The following is a 17,505-nucleotide window of genomic DNA, read 5'->3' on the forward strand; positions in this document are numbered from 1 at the left end:
GAATGAAGAATGCGAACAATGAAAAAGCTAAGAATTTTTTCAAATCCTGGACCAAAAATATGGTACTTTACGGTTTGGATGCTGGCCTAGGGCAGTTCTTTGTGAACGCGCCTGAGACATCCTGCCTTTACCAACTAGGAAATTTCATTTTTCCGGCTGGTCAGGTGGATTTGGATTTTTGGCAGGATTATAGTAGCCAGTATGGTCTGGCTGATAAGATTATCATCTCTGAAGATTTCAGCTGGCAAGAGTTTCTGGATAGTCAGAGTGGACTGGAGCGGTTTACTCGCTACGCTTTTTCGGACAGGGCTGATTTTGATACAGAGGATTTGGAGAAATGGCTGAGCAGGCTACCAGCAAACTACCACCTTTGTTCGATCGATGTGATGAGCTATGAGCGTTTGGCTGAGGAAGTCTGGTCTCAGGATTTGCAGGGTAACTTTTCCGATTTTGACCATTTTCAAGTGTCGGGTGGCTTTGGTTTTTTAGTATATTCAGGAGAGGAAATCATCGCTGCTGTATCGACAGGATTAGTCTATCGTGGAGCCCTTGAGATTGAAATTGCTACCAAGCCAGCCTACCAAAGGCAGGGCTTGGCCAAAATCTTGGGTGCCCAGATGATTTTAGAAGCCCAAAACCATTCACTCTTTCCTCTCTGGGATGCGCACAATGAAGCTTCCAAGAAGGTTGCAGAAAGCTTGGGCTATCAGTGTCTAGGAGCTTATCCGGCTTATGAATGGAAAGGGACTTTTGACCAATGAAGAAAAACCAAACCTATGACTTAAAAGATATCATTCAGGCTGTAAAATCGGAAGAGCTAGATGATTTCTGTTTATATGCTAAGGAAAATGGAAAACTGAATTTTCAGGACAGCTACTTGCTTGCTGATTATCCTCAAGTAGTGGACAATAAGGATGTTTATCCTAGACAAGTAAGGGAGCAAGAGCTGGAGCTGATTTATTACGGTGAAGATTTTGCGGATGTTCTCTTGTCAGTCATGGAGCAGAAAGCAGAAGCGACTGATCAAGAGTGTTTACAGGCTCTGCTTTACTATTATGAGCATGATGACTTTATGGATTTTGATAAAGATACAGTTTTGTAGGAAGATTTTTTATAAACAATAATTTTCATTTTAGAAAGACAGGAGAAGTGATGACTCCAAAAGAAATGTGGCAGGCATACAAGAAAATCAATCTAGAGATTGGCGACGAGATTGACGCCTGGGCTTTCGGTGCTTCGGCAGATGAGCTTGCCGACTTAGTGCTATGTGGTGAGAAGACAGCGACGTCTTCGGCCTATGAGCTCTATAAGCTTGAAAATGAGCCCTTGCCTCAGGCAGGAAGCTTTGATGTCATTTTAGACAGTCAGGAAAAGGCTGTTTGTATCGTTGAAATCACCAAAGTCTCTGTTTTACCTTTTAATGAGGTTTCAGCTGATCATGCCTTTAAGGAAGGAGAAGGAGATAAATCCTTGGCATATTGGCAGCAGGTCCATGAGGCATTTTTCACAGAGTGTCTTGCGGAAGCCGGTTTGGAATTTTCCCAAGAAACGGGTGTCGTCTTAGAAGAATTTCGCAAGGTCTATCCCTTGAATGAAGAGTAGAGTTTATTTTGAATTCGCATAGTATTTTTAAAAATTTTCTTTTAGTGGTATAATAATGGTACTATCTTACAGAAAAGAGTTGTTTTATGACAAATTACGCGATTATTTTGGCTGCGGGTAAGGGTACTCGCATGAAGTCAGATTTACCAAAGGTACTGCACAAGGTGGCAGGAATTTCTATGCTAGAGCACGTTTTTCGCAGTGTCAATGCCATTAATCCAGAAAAGACAGTGACAGTTATCGGTCACAAGGCCGAGCTGGTGGAGCAAGTCTTGGCAGGTCAGACTGAGTTTGTTCGTCAGACTGAGCAACTGGGAACGGGTCATGCCGTTATGATGGCCGAGCCTGTTTTGGAAAATCTGACAGGTCAGACGCTAGTCATTGCTGGCGATACTCCCCTGATTACAGGAGAAAGCCTGAAAAACCTGATTGACTTCCATATCAACCATAAGAATGTTGCGACCATTTTGACAGCAGAAGCAGACGATCCTTTTGGCTACGGCCGTATCGTTCGCAACCAGCACGGAGAAGTCTTGAAAATTGTGGAACAAAAAGATGCTTCGGACTTTGAGCAACAGATCAAGGAAATCAATACTGGGACTTACGTCTTTGACAATGCCCGTCTCTTTGAAGCCCTCAAAAATATCAATACTAATAATGCTCAGGGCGAATACTATATCACAGATGCGATTGGTATTTTCCGTGAAAATGGTGAAAAAGTCGGTGCTTATACGCTCAAAGACTTTGATGAGAGTCTGGGGGTTAATGACCGCGTAGCTTTGGCTACAGCTGAGAGTGTTATGCGACGTCGGATTAACCAGCAGCATATGGTCAACGGTGTCAGCTTTGTCAATCCAGATGCGACCTATATCGATGTGGATGTGGAAATTGCGCCTGAAGTTCAAGTTGAAGCAAATGTGACCCTGAAAGGTCAAACCAAGATTGGGGTTGAGACTATTCTGACTAATGGTACCTACATCGTGGACTCTGTTATTGGAGAACGGACCGTTATTACCAGCTCTATGATTGAGGAGTCAAGTGTTGCAGATGGAGTAACGGTCGGACCTTACGCTCACATTCGTCCAGGTTCTAGTTTGGCCAAGGATGTCCATGTAGGAAACTTTGTAGAAGTTAAAGGATCATCAATTGGAGAAAATACCAAGGCTGGTCATTTGACCTACATTGGAAACTCTGAAGTTGGTGCTAATGTCAACTTTGGTGCAGGTACGATTACGGTCAATTATGATGGCCAGAAGAAGTACAAGACTATCATCGGTGATAATGTCTTTGTTGGTTCTAATTCGACCATTATTGCCCCAGTTGAGCTGGGTGATAACTCTCTGGTCGGTGCGGGTTCTACCATCACGAAGGATGTACCAGCAGATGCCATTGCTCTGGGACGTGGCCGTCAGATTAACAAGGAAGATTATGCTAAGCGACTTCCTCATCACCCTCAAAATAAGTAGGTTTAGTCATGGAATTTGAAGAAAAAACCGTCCAACGGACGGAGATTTATCAGGGACCGATTTTTAAAGTGGTTCAGGACCAGGTAGAGCTGCCAGAAGGGAAAGGCCAAGCTCAACGGGATTTGATTTTTCATAATGGAGCAGTGGCTGTGATTGCCCTTACTCCAGAAAACAAGCTGATTCTCGTTAAGCAGTACCGTAAGGCTATTGAGAAAACTTCTTATGAAATTCCAGCTGGTAAGCTAGAAGTGGGAGAAAATGCTGATCCGCATGCAGCTGCCCTGCGAGAATTAGAAGAAGAAACTGGTTACACGGGTCAGCTAGAGCTAGTTTATGATTTTTATTCTGCTATTGGTTTTTGCAATGAAAAGATTAAGCTATATAAAGCTAGCCAATTGACAAAAGTAGAAAATCCTCGTCCTCAGGACGAAGATGAAACCTTGCAACTTTTTGAAGTCAGTCTGGAGGAGGCACATCAGTTGCTGCAAAACGGTGACATCTGCGATGCCAAGACCATCATGGCTCTTCAATATTGGGAAATGCAGGAAAATCAAAGATAGGGGGAAAACCTATGGGAAGACCTTTATTAACTGATGAAATCATCGAGCGGGCTAACCGTGGTGAAGTCATATCGGATCCTCCTCTCGTGGATGATGAGGAAACTAAGATAATTAGAACTGACCAAGGAAGATTTGGTTATGCTACACCGCAAGGAGAGTTTAATCAGGACACCATGCAAATTGAAGTTGATCGGGAAGTTGTGAAAAGCCGACGCATTGAAAATCAGAAGCGAGGGGTCTTTCAAGCTAAACTCAATAAAATTTTGTTGTGGATTATTCTCCTGTTGGTGGTTTTGATTGCAGCCATTATTTGGCTATAAAAATAAGCGATAAGCCTAAGGCTTTCGCTTTTTTAGAAAAGGTTGGAAATAATGAAAATTGGAATTATCGCGGCTATGCCCGAAGAGTTAAAAGTATTGCTGGAGCATTTAGAAAATCCAGAAAAGCATCTTCGATTGGGACATGTCTATCATACGGGTTCTATTGGCCGTCATGAAGTAGTCTTGGTTGAGAGCGGAATTGGAAAGGTCATGTCTGCGATGAGTGTGGCTGTTCTGGTCAATGATTTCAAGGTTACTGCTGTCATTAATACAGGCTCAGCTGGAGCGGTGGCTGAAGGTCTAGCTATCGGAGATGTGGTGGTTGCAGATCGTCTGGTCTACCATGATGTGGATGTGACAGCCTTCGGCTATGACTATGGTCAGATGGCTCGCCAGCCACTCTATTTTGAGGCTAGTCGCTATCTGGTCTCTGAAATGAAGAAAATTTTAGATAAGACCCATCAAAAGGCAAGGGTAGGTTTGATTGCGACAGGTGATAGCTTTGTTGCTGGTCAAGAAAAGATTGATCGCATCAAGGAGCATTTTCCAGATGTCTTGGCTGTCGAGATGGAGGGCGCAGCTATTGCTCAAGCCACACATTCGATTGGTCTGCCTTTTATGGTCATTCGGGCTATGAGCGACACAGCTAGCCATGATGCCAATGTCACTTTTGATGAATTCATTCTTGATGCCGGTAAACGCTCTGCAGAAACCCTGATTCAGTTTTTAAAAGAGTTAATCTAGAGTAAGGTCGACCTAGTCGGTCTTTTTCTATTCTTGCCAAAAAATCCCTTTTGATGGTATAATCAAGAAGTTGCAATCAATGATAGAGGAGAAAAAGATGAGTATTTTAGAAGTAAAAAATCTTAGCCACGGTTTCGGTGACCGGGCTATTTTTGAGGATGTATCTTTCCGCCTGCTCAAGGGTGAGCACATTGGCCTTGTTGGTGCTAATGGCGAGGGGAAATCAACCTTTATGAGCATTGTGACGGGTAAAATGCTACCGGACGAAGGTAAAGTCGAGTGGTCCAAGTATGTGACGGCTGGCTATCTGGACCAGCATGCTGTGTTGGAGCAGGGCCAAACTGTCCGTGATGTTTTGCGCACAGCCTTTGACGAACTTTTCAAGACAGAAAGCCGCATCAACGACATCTATATGAGCATGTCTGAAGAAGGAGCCGATGTTGATGCCCTTATGGAAGAAGTGGGTGAGCTGCAGGACCGCTTGGAGAGTCGAGATTTCTATACCCTAGATGCTAAGATTGACGAAGTTGCGCGGGCACTAGGTGTTATGGACTATGGTATGGAGAGTGATGTGACGGAGCTATCTGGTGGGCAACGGACCAAGGTTCTCTTGGCTAAGCTACTTCTGGAAAAACCTGATATCCTGCTTTTGGACGAGCCAACCAACTATCTGGATGCCGAACATATTGACTGGCTTAAGCGCTACCTACAGAACTATGAAAATGCCTTTGTTCTCATCTCGCATGATATTCCTTTCCTGAATGACGTGATCAATATCGTCTATCATGTAGAAAATCAGCAACTGACCCGTTATTCTGGTGATTATTACCAGTTCCTAGAGGTCTATGAGATGAAAAAATCTCAGCTGGAAGCAGCTTACGAGCGCCAGCAGAAGGAAATTGCGGATCTCAAGGACTTTGTTGCCCGTAATAAAGCTCGCGTGGCGACCCGTAATATGGCCATGTCCCGCCAGAAAAAGCTGGATAAGATGGACATTATTGAGCTGCAAAGTGAAAAGCCTAAGCCTTCCTTTGACTTCAAACCTGCCCGGACACCTGGTCGCTTTATCTTCCAAGCCAAGGATTTGCAGATTGGTTACGACCGTCCGCTAACTCAGCCCCTTAATCTGACTTTTGAACGCAATCAGAAGGTAGCGATTATCGGGGCAAACGGGATTGGGAAAACAACCCTACTCAAGAGTCTGCTTGGTATTATCCCACCTATCGCAGGTCAAGTTGCGCGAGGGGACTATCTAGAGCTGGGCTATTTCGAGCAGGAAGTTGAAGGTGGCAATCGTCAGACACCGCTGGAAGCAGTCTGGAACGCCTTTCCGTCCCTCAATCAGGCGGAAGTGCGAGCGGCTCTAGCTAGATGTGGCTTGACTTCTAAGCACATCGAGAGCCAGATTCAAGTCCTTTCAGGTGGAGAGCAGGCCAAAGTCCGCCTGTGTCTTCTCATGAACCGAGAAAATAATGTTCTGGTGCTGGACGAGCCGACCAACCACCTGGATGTCGATGCCAAAGAAGAGCTTAAGCGAGCTCTGAAAGAATACAAGGGTAGCATTCTTATGGTCTGCCATGAGCCTGATTTCTACGAAGGCTGGATGGATCAGATTTGGGACTTCAATCAATTGACATAAAGATTTTTTTCTGTAGAAAAAGTATTTTGTTTTTTAGATAAAAGAGAAAGAGGCTGGTCATATACTGACCAGCCTCTTTTTGAACTTAATAATTTAAATATTCATTAATATCTTGTTTTTCAATCTCTTTGCCATATTCGCAGACAGGGCAAAGTACATAATATTTTCTACCATAAGGGATGAGAGGAATCCAGTAGAGGGAAAACTTCCGACCTGTTTCAATAAGATCCCAAGGAGCAGTTTGTTGACAGTTTCCACATTGGATAGCAGACTGAGTATGTCCTAGTTCTTTTTTATATCCTTTGTAACCCCAAATAATCATATGAATTTATTCCTTTCTTAGTTGAACTAGAGGATTATTTTTTAAAGTTGTAATCCTTGATCACTTCGATCTTTTGAATCTTGATCTCGTTTTTAGGTTTATTGTTTTCATCAGTTTCGCTTTCGGCAATCTTATCGACAATATCCATGCCGTCTATGACTTGGCCAAAGACTGTATAATCACCATCTAAAGAAGGATTTCCACCTTTCTTGTATGCCTTAATAATCTGAGCTGGATATTTGCTTTCAGATAATTTGCTTGAGCTGTCTGTCTGGTTTTGGTTGATAAAGAATTGACTACCATTAGTATTATCAGATGCTGCATTGGCCATAGATAGAGCCCCGCGGAGGTTGTATAGGTAGGCAGAAGTTTCATTCTTAAAGCCTTTTCCTGAGTCAATTTTTTGATTCTTTCCATGCCATATTGACTCTCCACCTGTACCGTTTCCTTTAGGGTCACCACTTTGAATCATGAAGCCTTTAATGACGCGATGGAAGATAACTCCATCATAGTAGCCATCTTTGGCATGAGTTAGAAAATTTTCAACAGCTAGAGGTGCATATTTGGGAAAGAGTTTGAGAGTGATGTCACCAGCTGTCGTTACGATTTTAACTTTTGCTTCATCTTTGGCAACTTTGGTTGATAGTTGAGGGAAGTTGGCATTTTTATTTGTCAATGCTTCCTTGGTTTCAGCTTCTTTTTTGCTAGCTTCAGCACTGCTTGCACTAGCTGCTAGACTAGAGTCTACATATTCATCGCCCCGCAAGACGCGTTGGATACTAGTACAGCCTGCTAACAAAAGGCTGGCTGAAAGACCCAAAATTAATAATTTTTTCATCATGATCCTTTCTGAAATAGAAACTACTCACATTTTACTATAAAGATCAACGATTTTCAAATCTTGTGAAAAAAGAGAGAATTCTTACTTGCAAGTCTTTTGGTCTGAATGGGAAATGGGGGAAGTCAGAAAGACTGATCCACCTAGCTTCATATAGGTTTTGAGAATGACTGCGTTCCTTTTCCTCACCACCTATCGTTAAGTTTTCTAAGCCCGTATAGATTATCAAGAAATAAATGTGTTGATTTTTGTCAGTGTCGTATGTGAAGGCAGGTTTTAGTTCTTCTGGCTTAAACGTAAGCTGGACTTCTTCTTTGATTTCTCTTATAGCCGCTTCGATTGGACTCTCACTCTCCTCAATTTGCCCACCTGGAAGGACGTAGTAGTGTTGTCCATTTTTATATCGATAAATGGTCAGAATGCTATTTAGTTTGGGATGATAGATAAGTATGCCAGCTCTCATAAACAACTCCTTAATTTTTCTATTCATCAAGTTTAACAAAATAATGTTTAGAATACTAGATTGGAAACGTATTAACGAAAAAAGTTGCGATTGTGAAATCTAGCTAGTCACTAGGGCTTTTATTTAGTCGGTCATAATTTTTGTTTTATTCCTAAAATCATTCTGACGCTATCTAGGGAAGGAGAAGGTGAGAAATTTGATGAAAGCGACAAGAGTCTAATTAGAATCTAATGTAAGGTGATGAGATGCTAGTTCTTATCTTTACCTGAAAGGTTGTGCATACAAGAAGATTATGGTAAAATGAAAAAAATAAAAATTAATAGGAGCACTTTCCATGGAGAAAAGACTTACACGAGATACTAAGAATCAAAAAATTGCTGGTGTTTGTGCTGGTTTAGCTAAATATTTCAACGTAGATCCTACACTTGTTCGCGTACTGTGGATTATTTCAGTGTTTGCTCTTGGAACTGGGGTTCTTGCTTATGCAGTTTGCTGGTTCGTTATGCCAGAAGAGGGAGCAACCCAAGACTAAAAGAAGACTTGATCTTTTAAAATCCAAAGCCAGCTAAGCTGGTTTTTTTCTTTTCGTAAGAAGTATTAAAGGTGAAGATTAAGTGTGTCAAAGCGTAAAATTTATCGTTTCTTGTCAATAGTTATTGTGGTATAATAAAGGTTATGGCAAATAGTAAAAATACGAAAAAAGGCCGAACAACACGTCGGCCAACAAAAGCAGAATTAGAAAGACAAAGAGCTATTAAAAGGATGTTACTGAGTTTTGGCTTGGCCTTCATTCTTCTTTTTGCTGCCTTAAAACTAGGTGTTTTTGGGGTGACTATTTACAATCTGATTCGATTAGTAGTTGGTAGCTTAGCGTACTTAGCAATTGTAGCGACTTTGATTTATCTTTTCTTTTTCAAATGGTTAAGCAAGCGCGAAGGTCTGATTTCAGGTTTTATTAGCATTTTTGTTGGTTTACTTCTAATCTATCAAGCTTACTTTGTAGATGTCTTATCACTCAAAGGTCAAGTCTTGTCTAGCACTTTAGCCAGAATTTTTTCTGATTTAACTGCTTTTAAAGTTAGTTCATTTGCTGGTGGTGGTTTATTAGGATCACTCTTGCACTTACCCATCTCTTTTCTCTTTTCAAATTTTGGTTCTTACTTTATTGGTATTCTCTTTATTTTAGTAGGTGCTCTACTAATCAGTCCTTGGACCATTTACGATATTTCTGAAAAGCTGGTTGAAACATTCCACCGTCTTAGTGAAAAACGTGAAGAAAAGCGACAACAGCGTTTTATTGAAAAAGAAGAACAGGCTGCTTTAGAAGCAATGCAGGCGATTGAAGTGGAGCAAGAAGGACCTGAAGTCGATTTGGAAACGGGCGAAATTTTGGATGATGAAAATCAGGCAAGAACTCCCGTTGTCATTGAAGAAGAGGGATATGAAGATTTAGGAGAATTTGAACTAGAAGAAGTTCAAGATTTAAAAATTCAGCAGGAGTCAGAAGAAGCAGACGCGGACACAGATGTTGAGGTAGACTTCACAGCTAAAGAAAGTTTGGATTATAAGCTACCGACCATTAACCTTTTTGCGCCTGATAAACCAAAAAATCAGTCTAAAGAGAAGCGGATTGTTCGTGAAAACATCAAGATCTTGGAAGAAACTTTTGCGAGTTTTGGCATCAAGGCTACTGTTGAGCGGGCTGAAATCGGCCCTTCCGTCACCAAGTACGAGGTTAAGCCGGCTGTCGGTGTTCGGGTCAATCGGATTTCTAATCTGGCAGATGACTTAGCTCTAGCTTTGGCTGCAAAGGATGTGCGGATTGAGGCGCCGATTCCTGGAAAATCTCTTGTCGGGATTGAAGTGCCCAACTCTGAAATTGCAACTGTAACTTTCCGAGAACTCTGGGACCAATCTAAGACAGATGCTAGCAAGCTTCTAGAAATCCCACTTGGTAAGGCTGTCAACGGCTCTGTTCGTTCCTTTGACTTGGCTAAGATGCCTCACCTCTTGGTAGCGGGTTCTACTGGATCGGGTAAATCTGTAGCTGTTAACGGCATTATCGCCAGCATTCTCATGAAGGCCAGACCGGACGAAGTCAAGTTTATGATGGTGGATCCTAAGATGGTGGAGCTGTCCGTTTATAATGACATTCCCCACTTGCTTATCCCTGTTGTGACCAATCCTCGCAAGGCCAGTCGTGCCTTGCAGAAGGTTGTGGATGAGATGGAAAATCGCTATGAACTCTTCTCCAAGGTTGGTGCTCGTAACATTGCAGGCTACAATGCTAAAGTAGCCGAGTACAATGCCCAATCAGAATACAAGCAGGTGCCCCTACCTTTAATCGTCGTCATCGTGGATGAGCTGGCTGACCTTATGATGGTAGCCAGCAAGGAAGTAGAAGACGCTATTATTCGTCTGGGACAAAAGGCGCGTGCGGCTGGAATTCACATGATTCTGGCTACCCAGCGACCATCAGTAGATGTTATCTCCGGTCTGATCAAGGCCAATGTGCCCTCTCGGATTGCCTTTGCTGTATCCAGCGGGACAGACAGCCGGACCATTCTGGATGAAAATGGAGCAGAGAAGCTCTTGGGGCGTGGGGATATGCTCTTTAAGCCCATTGATGAAAACCATCCGGTTCGTCTGCAGGGCTCCTTTATCTCAGATGAAGATGTTGAGCGAATCGTAGCCTTTGTCAAGAACCAAGCTGAAGCGGATTATGACGATAGCTTTGATCCTGGCGAAGTATCTGAAAGCGATATGGAGTCTGGTGGTAGCGATGATGGAGGAGATCCGCTCTTTGAAGAAGCTAAGGCCCTTGTTATCGAGACTCAAAAAGCCAGCGCTTCTATGATCCAGCGGCGTCTCTCGGTCGGCTTTAACCGAGCTACACGTCTCATGGAAGAGCTGGAAGCGGCAGGCGTTATCGGACCAGCCGAAGGCACCAAGCCTCGAAAGGTTTTGCAGACGAATTAATTCTAATTTCACTAGTCTGCTAGCAAGATAATCATTTGATAAAAACAAATCTGCCAGCAATCAGCCGGCAGATTTTCTTTACTCACTCAACGGAAAGGAAAGAAGGTATGAAACTGGACACTATTCACCACATAGCTATTATCGGTCATGATTATGCCAAGACCAGGGAGTTTTATGTAAACAAGCTGGGCTTTGAGCAGCTGGATGAGCACCACCGGCCAGATAAGCAGGATATTCTCTTTAATGTCCGCAAGGGAAATCTAACTCTAGAGATTTTTATCAAGAAAGAAGCACCCAAAAGACCAGCTCTTCCTAATCCAGAACATACCGGGCTACGACACCTGGCCTTTCAAGTGACAGATGTCGAAGAAACGCTAGTGGAATTTGACCATTTGGAGATTCCCCATACCGAGCTACGCTATGATGACTTCGACGGTCGTAAGATGGCTTTCTTCTTTGATCCGGATGGCCTACCTCTGGAAATTCACGAATGAAAATGTAATTCTATTTTACAAGGGCAATTTTAAATATCCATACTTCAGCCTAAAGTCTGAAGAAATGTTGCCCTGTTTTTGCTACAATAAGTAAAGCGAATTCAATAAGGAAAACTCTATGCATCAGAATCAATTTCAAGGACTTAGTCAAGCACAAGTTGAAGAACGTCGCCAAAAAGGTCTGACTAATCAGGTTACCATCTCTACAGAAAGAACGACCTGGCAGATTGTTCGGTCCAATATTTTTACCTATTTTAATTTTATTTTTCTTGTACTGGCCATTCTCTTGGTCCTAGTTCAGTCATGGAATAATCTCCTCTTTGTTCCCATCGTTGTCATTAATTCCTTGATTGGGATTTTTCAGGAATTTAGGGCTAGAAAAGTTCTCAACCAAATGAAACTCTTACACACTTTCTCAGCCAATGTGATTCGAGATGGAGAAGAGCAGGTGCTCTCTGTCGAAGAACTTGTTCAGGATGATGTGGTTAAATTTTCTGCTGGGAATCAGATTTACGCCGATGGGCAGGTTCTCTCAGGAAACTTGAAAGTAAATGAATCCCAGCTGACTGGTGAGGCTGATGAGATTGAAAAAAATTCGGGAGATGAGGTCCTATCTGGTAGCTTCGTGGTTGCTGGCCAAGCCTATGCTCGTCTGGACAAAGTAGGAGACCAGGCTTACATTAACCAGCTAGCTAAAGAAGCCAAAGAAATAAGCGGTGTAGAAGAATCCAAGATGGTTCATGCTGTCAATCGCCTAGTGCAGATCATTGGGATATTGATTATTCCTTTAGGGCTTCTGCTTTTCTTCCGCAGTTTTATCAGTAATCAAGAAACTCTGCAAGTCAGTGTGACTTCAACGGTCGGAGCTATTGTGGGAATGATTCCGGAGGGACTCTATCTACTGATGACACTTGCCCTAGTTCTAGGGGCTGTTCGCCTAGCAAAACAGCAGGTTCTTCTAAACAGTATGAAGGGAATTGAGACTCTGTCGCGTGTAGATGTCCTTTGTGTAGATAAGACGGGGACCATCACAGAAAATAGCATGACAGTAAGTCAGTTGATTCCAGTAGGGGATCAAAAAGAAGTTGCCTTGGAAGCACTGAGTCACTATCTTGAGGCTAGTCAGGACACCAACGATACAATTGAAACCTTGCGTGCTTGTCCTAGGATTGAAAAAAGTGGACAAGCCTGGTCTATTAAACGGCAGTACCCTTTTAGCTCTAAAAACAAATACGCAGCAGTATCGTTTGACCAAGGGACCTTTGTTTTAGGAGCTCCAGAGTATGTCCTTCGACAAGATTTAGAAAATTATCAATCATATTTTCAGGATGCAGCAGAAGAAGGGAGCCGAGTGCTAGTGTTTGGTCTCTATGAGGGCTCAAACTTGGAAGCTAGCTTGGAGGCGCCTGTTAGCCCGCTTCTGTTTATCCTTTTGGAAAATCCTGTCCGAGAGAATGCTACAGAGACTTTTTCATATTTTGAAAGACAAGGTGTGACAGTTAAGGTCATCTCAGGAGATAATCCTATTACAGTAGCCGCAGTTGCTAAGAAGGCAAATATTCCACATGCAGCAAACTATGTCGATGCTAGAAGTTTGGATTCGGATCAAAAGATCATTCAAGCTGCAGAAACGTATACGGTCTTTGGTCGAGTTAGTCCAGAACAGAAGCAAAAATTGATTCAGGCATTACAAGGTCATGGGCATAATGTTGCCATGACAGGCGACGGTGTCAATGACATTCTTGCCATGAAAAAGGCTGATTGTAGTATCGCGATGGAATCTGGGAATGATGCAACCAAGCGGATAGCGCAAGTGGTCTTGCTGGACTCAGATTTCTCACATATGCCCCACATCGTTGCAGAAGGACGGCGTGTAGTTAATAATATTCAGAGATCGGCCAGTCTTTTTCTAGTTAAAAATATATTTTCTATCTTACTAGCCCTGACTTCGACCATATTTGCTTTCACATATCCTTTGCAAGCTTCGCAGATGTCCTTGATCAGTGGTTTTACAATTGGGATACCCGGATTCTTGCTGGCTTTAGAACCCAATAAGGCACGGATTAGAGGACGTTTTTTAGAGACGGTTTTGAAAAATGCCTTGCCAGCTGCAATTGTAGATTATCTAGCGGTTTTAGTGGCAGTATATTGTGGTCATTGGCTTGGACTCTCTCCTAAGGAAATCAGTACAAGTTCGATTATTCTTCTCGCAGTGGTAGGCTTTATCATAATGTACAAGCTTATTCGACCTCTTAATCGCATTAAGATTGGCATTATGCTCCTGAATATTACAGGGATGAGTCTTGCTGCTTTGCTTTTACCTCGCATCTTCAATTTAAGTGGCCTTTCAATCGAAGCAATTCTAATGACTGTCTTGCTTTCATTACTTTTGGAAAGACTGATATGGTTCTTTCAATTTCTAACTAACAAGGCAGTAGCTCTATGCAAAAAACGTAAATAAAATGAAGTTGGGATTTTCCAACTTCATTTATTTTGATAAAAAGAGGCCAATGACCATTGCCAGGTATAAAAAGAATGTCAACATAAAGCCAGCCCGCCAAAAAAATTTTAAGAATTTTGGATAGTAGAAAGTCTGCTTTTTCTTGAGAAAATAGACCGTAATTCCGATCGCCAAGGCAGATAAAGCCAGTACCAGCTGTGGCAACATGCTATGGTAGTATGCTCGGTCAGAAATAATATAGAATTCCAAAAAGAACATTGGGAAGGCTAGATCTGCAAAGTTAAGACCAAAGCGTTTTAATCGTAAAAATTTTATTAAAATAATAGATAAAGCAATAGTTAAAAAAATAAATAAAACGGAAGCAATTCTTAATAACATCATAGCTATATTTTATCACAAAAAAAGTTAAAAAAGAAGAGAATTATCCTTGCATTTTCAATTCTTTAGTGTATAATAGAAAGGTATGCGATAAGCATGCTTGTGGGAGGTAATGCTCAAGTTTTATTGAGTAAATTCTACCGCCTAACCACAAAGGAGGATTTAAAATGGCTAAAAAAGTCGAAAAACTTGTAAAATTGCAAATCCCTGCTGGTAAAGCTACTCCAGCTCCACCAGTTGGTCCTGCGCTTGGTCAAGCCGGTATCAACATCATGGGATTCACTAAAGAGTTCAACGCTCGTACAGCTGATCAAGCTGGTATGATCATTCCAGTTGTTATCTCAGTATACGAAGACAAATCATTTACTTTCGTTACAAAAACACCACCAGCTGCTGTTCTTTTGAAAAAAGCTGCAGGTGTTGAAAAAGGTTCAGGTACACCTAACAAAACGAAAGTTGCAACTGTTACTCGTGCACAAGTACAACAAATTGCTGAAACTAAGATGCCAGATTTGAACGCAGCAAACATTGAGTCTGCAATGCGTATGATCGAAGGTACTGCTCGTTCTATGGGATTCACTGTTACTGACTAATTGTAACAATCCTATTTGCCCGCAATACACTTGATCATGAGACGAGTGACGTGGGAGATGAAAATCGATATGACCACATTACAAGGAGAAAGATAAAATGGCTAAAAAAAGCAAACAACTTCGTGCTGCTCTTGAAAAAATCGACAGCACAAAAGCATACAGCGTAGAAGAAGCTGTAGCTCTTGCAAAAGAAACTAACTTTGCAAAATTTGACGCAACTGTAGAAGTTGCATACAACTTGAACATCGACGTTAAAAAAGCTGACCAACAAATCCGTGGTGCAATGGTATTGCCAAACGGTACTGGTAAGACAGCTCGCGTTCTTGTTTTCGCGCGTGGTGCGAAAGCAGAAGAAGCAAAAGCTGCTGGTGCAGACTTCGTTGGTGAAGATGACCTCGTTGCTAAAATCAACGACGGTTGGTTGGACTTCGATGTAGTTATCGCTACACCTGACATGATGGCTCTTGTTGGACGTCTTGGACGTGTCCTTGGACCACGTAACTTGATGCCAAACCCTAAAACTGGTACTGTAACTATGGATGTTGCTAAAGCAGTTGAAGAGTCTAAAGGTGGTAAAATCACTTACCGTGCAGACCGTGCAGGTATCGTACAAGCTATCATCGGTAAAGTTTCATTTGACGCTGACAAATTGGCTGAAAACTTCAAAGCTTTCAACGAAGTTATCCAAAAAGCAAAACCTGCTACAGCTAAAGGAACTTATGTAACTAGCTTGACAATCACAACTACTCAAGGACCTGGTATCAAGGTTGACGTAAACTCACTTTAAAAATAATAAATGACTCTGGTTTTACCAGAGTTTTTTTCTGGAGAAAAATCAAAATATTTTACTTGGTGCATGAAAGTTTATTCAAATTTTAACAATGTTAGCAGACTAAGTGTATAAGAGAGGCTAAGAAATATCATGCTAAAACTGGCTGTTCCTCCAATAAGCCTAGTTACAAGTCCAGATAAACATGTTATAATATGGTGAAACAATTTATTTATCTAAAAAGGAGACGATGCGATGAAAAAAGATCAGAATCAGCTTACTTGGCTGATGGTGTCCCTGATTGCCTTTAATATGGTTTGGGGGCTTGGAAATGTCGTCAATAACTATTCCCAGCAGGGAATCTCTGTTATTGTTTCCTGGATTCTTATCCTAGCTCTATACTTCATTCCGTATGCTCTGATTGTAGGACAACTGGGGTCAACATTTAAGGAAAGTGGGGGAGGTGTCAGTGACTGGGTTGAGAAGACCTCTACCAAGCGCTTGGCTTATTTTGCTGCCTGGACTTACTGGGTTGTACATATCCCTTATTTGGCTCAAAAGCCTCAGGGAGTTTTGATTCCGCTTGGTTGGGCCCTTCAAGGGAATGGTAATTTTTTAAGTAATCTCGACATTCATTGGATCGTGATTTTGAGTTTGCTAATTTTCGGAGCCTTTCTCTACTTGTCTACTAAGGGACTTTCTACCCTCAAGGTAATTGGTGGTCTAGCAGGAAGTGCTATGCTCATCATGTCTATCCTTTTTGTTCTTTTAGCTGTAGGTGCGCCTTTTATCAAGCCTGATATGCAATTTGCAACGGCTAATATGGATAAGCTTAGTACCTATATTCCTAATTTTGACTTTTCATATTTTACTACAATTTCCCTCTTGGTCTTTGCGGTCGGTGGAGCTGAGAAAATTTCCCCTTACGTTAACCAAACCCGCAATCCTGCCAAGGAATTTCCAAAAGGGATGATTGTCATGGCTGTTATGGTTGGAGCTTCTGCTATTTTGGGGTCTCTAGCTATGGGAATGCTATTCGATGGAAGTAATATTCCAGACGATTTGATGCGTAATGGTGCTTACCAAGCTTTCCAAAAACTTGGAAATTACTGGGGTGTCGGTAATCTCTTGGTTGTAATCTACGCCTTGACAAATATGGTAGGACAAATTGCCGCCCTGGCATTCTCTATCGATGCACCTCTGCAGATTTTACTTAATAATGCTGATGCTGAATTTGTTCCAAGCTGGTTGCGTAAGCGCACTTCAAAAGGTGTGTTGATTAATGGTTATATCTTAACAGGGATTTTGGTGAGTCTCTTGATTATCCTGCCAATCTTTGGAATAAAAGAAATTGATGGTTTGGTTAAATGGATGACCAATCTCAACTCCATCGTTATGCCGATGCGTTATCTCTGGGTTTTCCTTGCCTATATGTTGTTAAACAAGGCTTGGAAGAAGTACAAAAATGCGGAGTATAAATTAACAAAGAATCCTAAAGTTGGCTTTGTTATTGGAGCTTGGTGCTTCCTCTTTACAGCTTTCGCTTGTATTCTGGGGATGGTTCCAAAAGTGGATTATGCTCAAGATCCAGCTGGTTGGAAATTCTCTCTCTTGACTAATGTTTTGACTCCTCTTGTTCTGATTAGTTTGGGAATTATTTTGCCTTTACTAGCTAAGCGTGAGAAAAGACAAGCTCGTCGACAAGAAATCGCTGAGAAATAAATTAAGTAATATATATAAATCGGTCCTATCTGATGATAGGGCTGATTTTAATTGAGACAGATAGTTGATAATCGAGATGGACAGTGGAGTAGTGAACATTTTATACTTAAATTAGGATGATAAGAAAGGTTATTGAGGTATCTTACTTCAATCAA

19 protein-coding genes are annotated in these 17,505 nt (G+C 41.8%); 15 read left to right on the forward strand and 4 right to left on the reverse strand.

The features are described 5' to 3' along the window. The first annotated feature begins 2 nt into the window (after positions 1-2). From HMPREF0847_RS01100 to HMPREF0847_RS01135, 8 genes are all read left to right on the forward strand, one after another. On the forward strand, positions 3-761 hold the full coding sequence (locus tag HMPREF0847_RS01100; protein ID WP_008809411.1) for a GNAT family N-acetyltransferase: 759 nt from the start codon (positions 3-5) through the stop codon (positions 759-761). Continuing rightward, the gene (locus HMPREF0847_RS01105; protein WP_008809410.1) at positions 758-1,102 is read left to right on the forward strand and encodes a DUF7716 domain-containing protein; all 345 of its coding nucleotides are present in this window, start codon (positions 758-760) and stop codon (positions 1,100-1,102) included. Before HMPREF0847_RS01100 ends, HMPREF0847_RS01105 begins: the two co-directional genes overlap by 4 nt. A 50-nt stretch (positions 1,103-1,152) precedes the next feature. Next, positions 1,153-1,602 (forward strand): ASCH domain-containing protein, encoded by a 450-nt coding sequence (locus HMPREF0847_RS01110; protein WP_008809409.1) that lies wholly within the window; start codon positions 1,153-1,155, stop codon positions 1,600-1,602. Between the two features lie 86 nt (positions 1,603-1,688). Beyond that, a complete protein-coding gene (gene glmU / locus HMPREF0847_RS01115) occupies positions 1,689-3,068 on the forward strand; it encodes a bifunctional UDP-N-acetylglucosamine diphosphorylase/glucosamine-1-phosphate N-acetyltransferase GlmU (RefSeq protein WP_008809408.1) in 1,380 nt (459 codons plus the stop codon). A gap of 8 nt (positions 3,069-3,076) precedes the next feature. Further along, a complete protein-coding gene (locus tag HMPREF0847_RS01120; RefSeq protein ID WP_008809407.1) occupies positions 3,077-3,628 on the forward strand; it encodes an NUDIX hydrolase in 552 nt (183 codons plus the stop codon). 11 nt (positions 3,629-3,639) lie between these two features. After that, positions 3,640-3,948, forward strand: coding sequence for a cell wall synthase accessory phosphoprotein MacP (macP, locus tag HMPREF0847_RS01125; protein ID WP_020992595.1), 309 nt, complete (start codon positions 3,640-3,642; stop codon positions 3,946-3,948). A 51-nt stretch (positions 3,949-3,999) separates the two neighbouring features. Continuing rightward, positions 4,000-4,692 (forward strand): 5'-methylthioadenosine/adenosylhomocysteine nucleosidase, encoded by a 693-nt coding sequence (locus tag HMPREF0847_RS01130; RefSeq protein WP_008809405.1) that lies wholly within the window; start codon positions 4,000-4,002, stop codon positions 4,690-4,692. A 97-nt stretch (positions 4,693-4,789) separates the two neighbouring features. After that, positions 4,790-6,331: an ABC-F family ATP-binding cassette domain-containing protein gene (locus HMPREF0847_RS01135; protein WP_008809404.1), complete on the forward strand. Its 1,542-nt coding sequence runs from the start codon at positions 4,790-4,792 to the stop codon at positions 6,329-6,331. An 85-nt stretch (positions 6,332-6,416) separates the two neighbouring features. On the opposite strand, the gene HMPREF0847_RS01140 is transcribed toward HMPREF0847_RS01135, so the two are convergent. The 3 genes from HMPREF0847_RS01140 to HMPREF0847_RS01150 are packed head-to-tail and all read right to left on the reverse strand — an operon-like array spanning position 6,417 to position 7,954. Beyond that, the gene (locus HMPREF0847_RS01140; protein WP_008809403.1) at positions 6,417-6,653 is read right to left on the reverse strand and encodes a zinc-ribbon domain-containing protein; all 237 of its coding nucleotides are present in this window, start codon (positions 6,651-6,653) and stop codon (positions 6,417-6,419) included. A 34-nt stretch (positions 6,654-6,687) separates the two neighbouring features. Beyond that, positions 6,688-7,491: a peptidylprolyl isomerase gene (locus HMPREF0847_RS01145; protein ID WP_008809402.1), complete on the reverse strand. Its 804-nt coding sequence runs from the start codon at positions 7,489-7,491 to the stop codon at positions 6,688-6,690. Positions 7,492-7,537: 46 nt separating this feature from the next. Further along, a complete protein-coding gene (locus HMPREF0847_RS01150) occupies positions 7,538-7,954 on the reverse strand; it encodes an NUDIX domain-containing protein (RefSeq protein ID WP_008809401.1) in 417 nt (138 codons plus the stop codon). Between the two features lie 334 nt (positions 7,955-8,288). Between HMPREF0847_RS01150 and HMPREF0847_RS01155 the strand changes: the two genes are divergently transcribed. From HMPREF0847_RS01155 to HMPREF0847_RS01170, 4 genes are all read left to right on the forward strand, one after another. Further along, positions 8,289-8,486, forward strand: coding sequence for a PspC domain-containing protein (locus HMPREF0847_RS01155; RefSeq protein ID WP_008809400.1), 198 nt, complete (start codon positions 8,289-8,291; stop codon positions 8,484-8,486). 143 nt (positions 8,487-8,629) lie between these two features. Then, complete coding sequence (locus HMPREF0847_RS01160; RefSeq protein ID WP_008809399.1) at positions 8,630-10,933, forward strand: DNA translocase FtsK; 2,304 nt, start codon at positions 8,630-8,632, stop codon at positions 10,931-10,933. A gap of 107 nt (positions 10,934-11,040) precedes the next feature. Further along, a complete protein-coding gene (gene gloA2, locus HMPREF0847_RS01165) occupies positions 11,041-11,427 on the forward strand; it encodes an SMU1112c/YaeR family gloxylase I-like metalloprotein (RefSeq protein WP_008809398.1) in 387 nt (128 codons plus the stop codon). 118 nt (positions 11,428-11,545) lie between these two features. Beyond that, on the forward strand, positions 11,546-13,888 hold the full coding sequence (locus HMPREF0847_RS01170) for an HAD-IC family P-type ATPase (protein ID WP_008809397.1): 2,343 nt from the start codon (positions 11,546-11,548) through the stop codon (positions 13,886-13,888). Between the two features lie 27 nt (positions 13,889-13,915). Here HMPREF0847_RS01170 and HMPREF0847_RS01175 read toward each other — a convergent pair whose 3' ends face one another. Beyond that, a complete protein-coding gene (locus HMPREF0847_RS01175; protein ID WP_008809396.1) occupies positions 13,916-14,269 on the reverse strand; it encodes a DUF3397 domain-containing protein in 354 nt (117 codons plus the stop codon). A gap of 164 nt (positions 14,270-14,433) precedes the next feature. Here HMPREF0847_RS01175 and rplK point away from each other — a divergent pair, with 164 nt between their 5' ends. The 3 genes from rplK to HMPREF0847_RS01190 all read left to right on the forward strand — a co-directional run bounded on the left by rplK (position 14,434) and on the right by HMPREF0847_RS01190 (position 17,350). Then, entirely contained in the window at positions 14,434-14,859 is a 426-nt protein-coding gene (gene rplK, locus HMPREF0847_RS01180; RefSeq protein ID WP_008809395.1) for a 50S ribosomal protein L11, read from the forward strand. A 97-nt stretch (positions 14,860-14,956) separates the two neighbouring features. Beyond that, positions 14,957-15,646 (forward strand): 50S ribosomal protein L1, encoded by a 690-nt coding sequence (gene rplA / locus HMPREF0847_RS01185; RefSeq protein ID WP_008809394.1) that lies wholly within the window; start codon positions 14,957-14,959, stop codon positions 15,644-15,646. Between the two features lie 237 nt (positions 15,647-15,883). Then, positions 15,884-17,350, forward strand: a complete 1,467-nt coding sequence (locus HMPREF0847_RS01190) for an APC family permease (protein ID WP_008809393.1) — start codon at positions 15,884-15,886, stop codon at positions 17,348-17,350. Positions 17,351-17,505: the final 155 nt, after the last annotated feature.

The sequence above is a fragment of the Streptococcus sp. 2_1_36FAA genome, assembly GCF_000161955.2.
Taxonomy (GTDB): Bacteria; Bacillota; Bacilli; order Lactobacillales; family Streptococcaceae; genus Streptococcus; species Streptococcus gordonii.

Coding starts and splice junctions, on each gene's coding strand:
- HMPREF0847_RS01135 (WP_008809404.1), top strand. CDS start 4,790: ATGAGTATTTTAGAAGTAAAAAATCTTAGCCACGGTTTCGGTGACCGG.
- HMPREF0847_RS01190 (WP_008809393.1), top strand. CDS start 15,884: ATGAAAAAAGATCAGAATCAGCTTACTTGGCTGATGGTGTCCCTGATT.
- HMPREF0847_RS01100 (WP_008809411.1), top strand. CDS start 3: ATGAAGAATGCGAACAATGAAAAAGCTAAGAATTTTTTCAAATCCTGG.
- HMPREF0847_RS01120 (WP_008809407.1), top strand. CDS start 3,077: ATGGAATTTGAAGAAAAAACCGTCCAACGGACGGAGATTTATCAGGGA.
- HMPREF0847_RS01130 (WP_008809405.1), top strand. CDS start 4,000: ATGAAAATTGGAATTATCGCGGCTATGCCCGAAGAGTTAAAAGTATTG.
- HMPREF0847_RS01110 (WP_008809409.1), top strand. CDS start 1,153: ATGACTCCAAAAGAAATGTGGCAGGCATACAAGAAAATCAATCTAGAG.
- HMPREF0847_RS01150 (WP_008809401.1), bottom strand. CDS start 7,954: ATGAGAGCTGGCATACTTATCTATCATCCCAAACTAAATAGCATTCTG.
- HMPREF0847_RS01175 (WP_008809396.1), bottom strand. CDS start 14,269: ATGATGTTATTAAGAATTGCTTCCGTTTTATTTATTTTTTTAACTATT.
- HMPREF0847_RS01140 (WP_008809403.1), bottom strand. CDS start 6,653: ATGATTATTTGGGGTTACAAAGGATATAAAAAAGAACTAGGACATACT.
- glmU (WP_008809408.1), top strand. CDS start 1,689: ATGACAAATTACGCGATTATTTTGGCTGCGGGTAAGGGTACTCGCATG.
- HMPREF0847_RS01160 (WP_008809399.1), top strand. CDS start 8,630: ATGGCAAATAGTAAAAATACGAAAAAAGGCCGAACAACACGTCGGCCA.
- macP (WP_020992595.1), top strand. CDS start 3,640: ATGGGAAGACCTTTATTAACTGATGAAATCATCGAGCGGGCTAACCGT.
- rplK (WP_008809395.1), top strand. CDS start 14,434: ATGGCTAAAAAAGTCGAAAAACTTGTAAAATTGCAAATCCCTGCTGGT.
- HMPREF0847_RS01145 (WP_008809402.1), bottom strand. CDS start 7,491: ATGAAAAAATTATTAATTTTGGGTCTTTCAGCCAGCCTTTTGTTAGCA.
- rplA (WP_008809394.1), top strand. CDS start 14,957: ATGGCTAAAAAAAGCAAACAACTTCGTGCTGCTCTTGAAAAAATCGAC.
- HMPREF0847_RS01105 (WP_008809410.1), top strand. CDS start 758: ATGAAGAAAAACCAAACCTATGACTTAAAAGATATCATTCAGGCTGTA.
- HMPREF0847_RS01155 (WP_008809400.1), top strand. CDS start 8,289: ATGGAGAAAAGACTTACACGAGATACTAAGAATCAAAAAATTGCTGGT.
- gloA2 (WP_008809398.1), top strand. CDS start 11,041: ATGAAACTGGACACTATTCACCACATAGCTATTATCGGTCATGATTAT.
- HMPREF0847_RS01170 (WP_008809397.1), top strand. CDS start 11,546: ATGCATCAGAATCAATTTCAAGGACTTAGTCAAGCACAAGTTGAAGAA.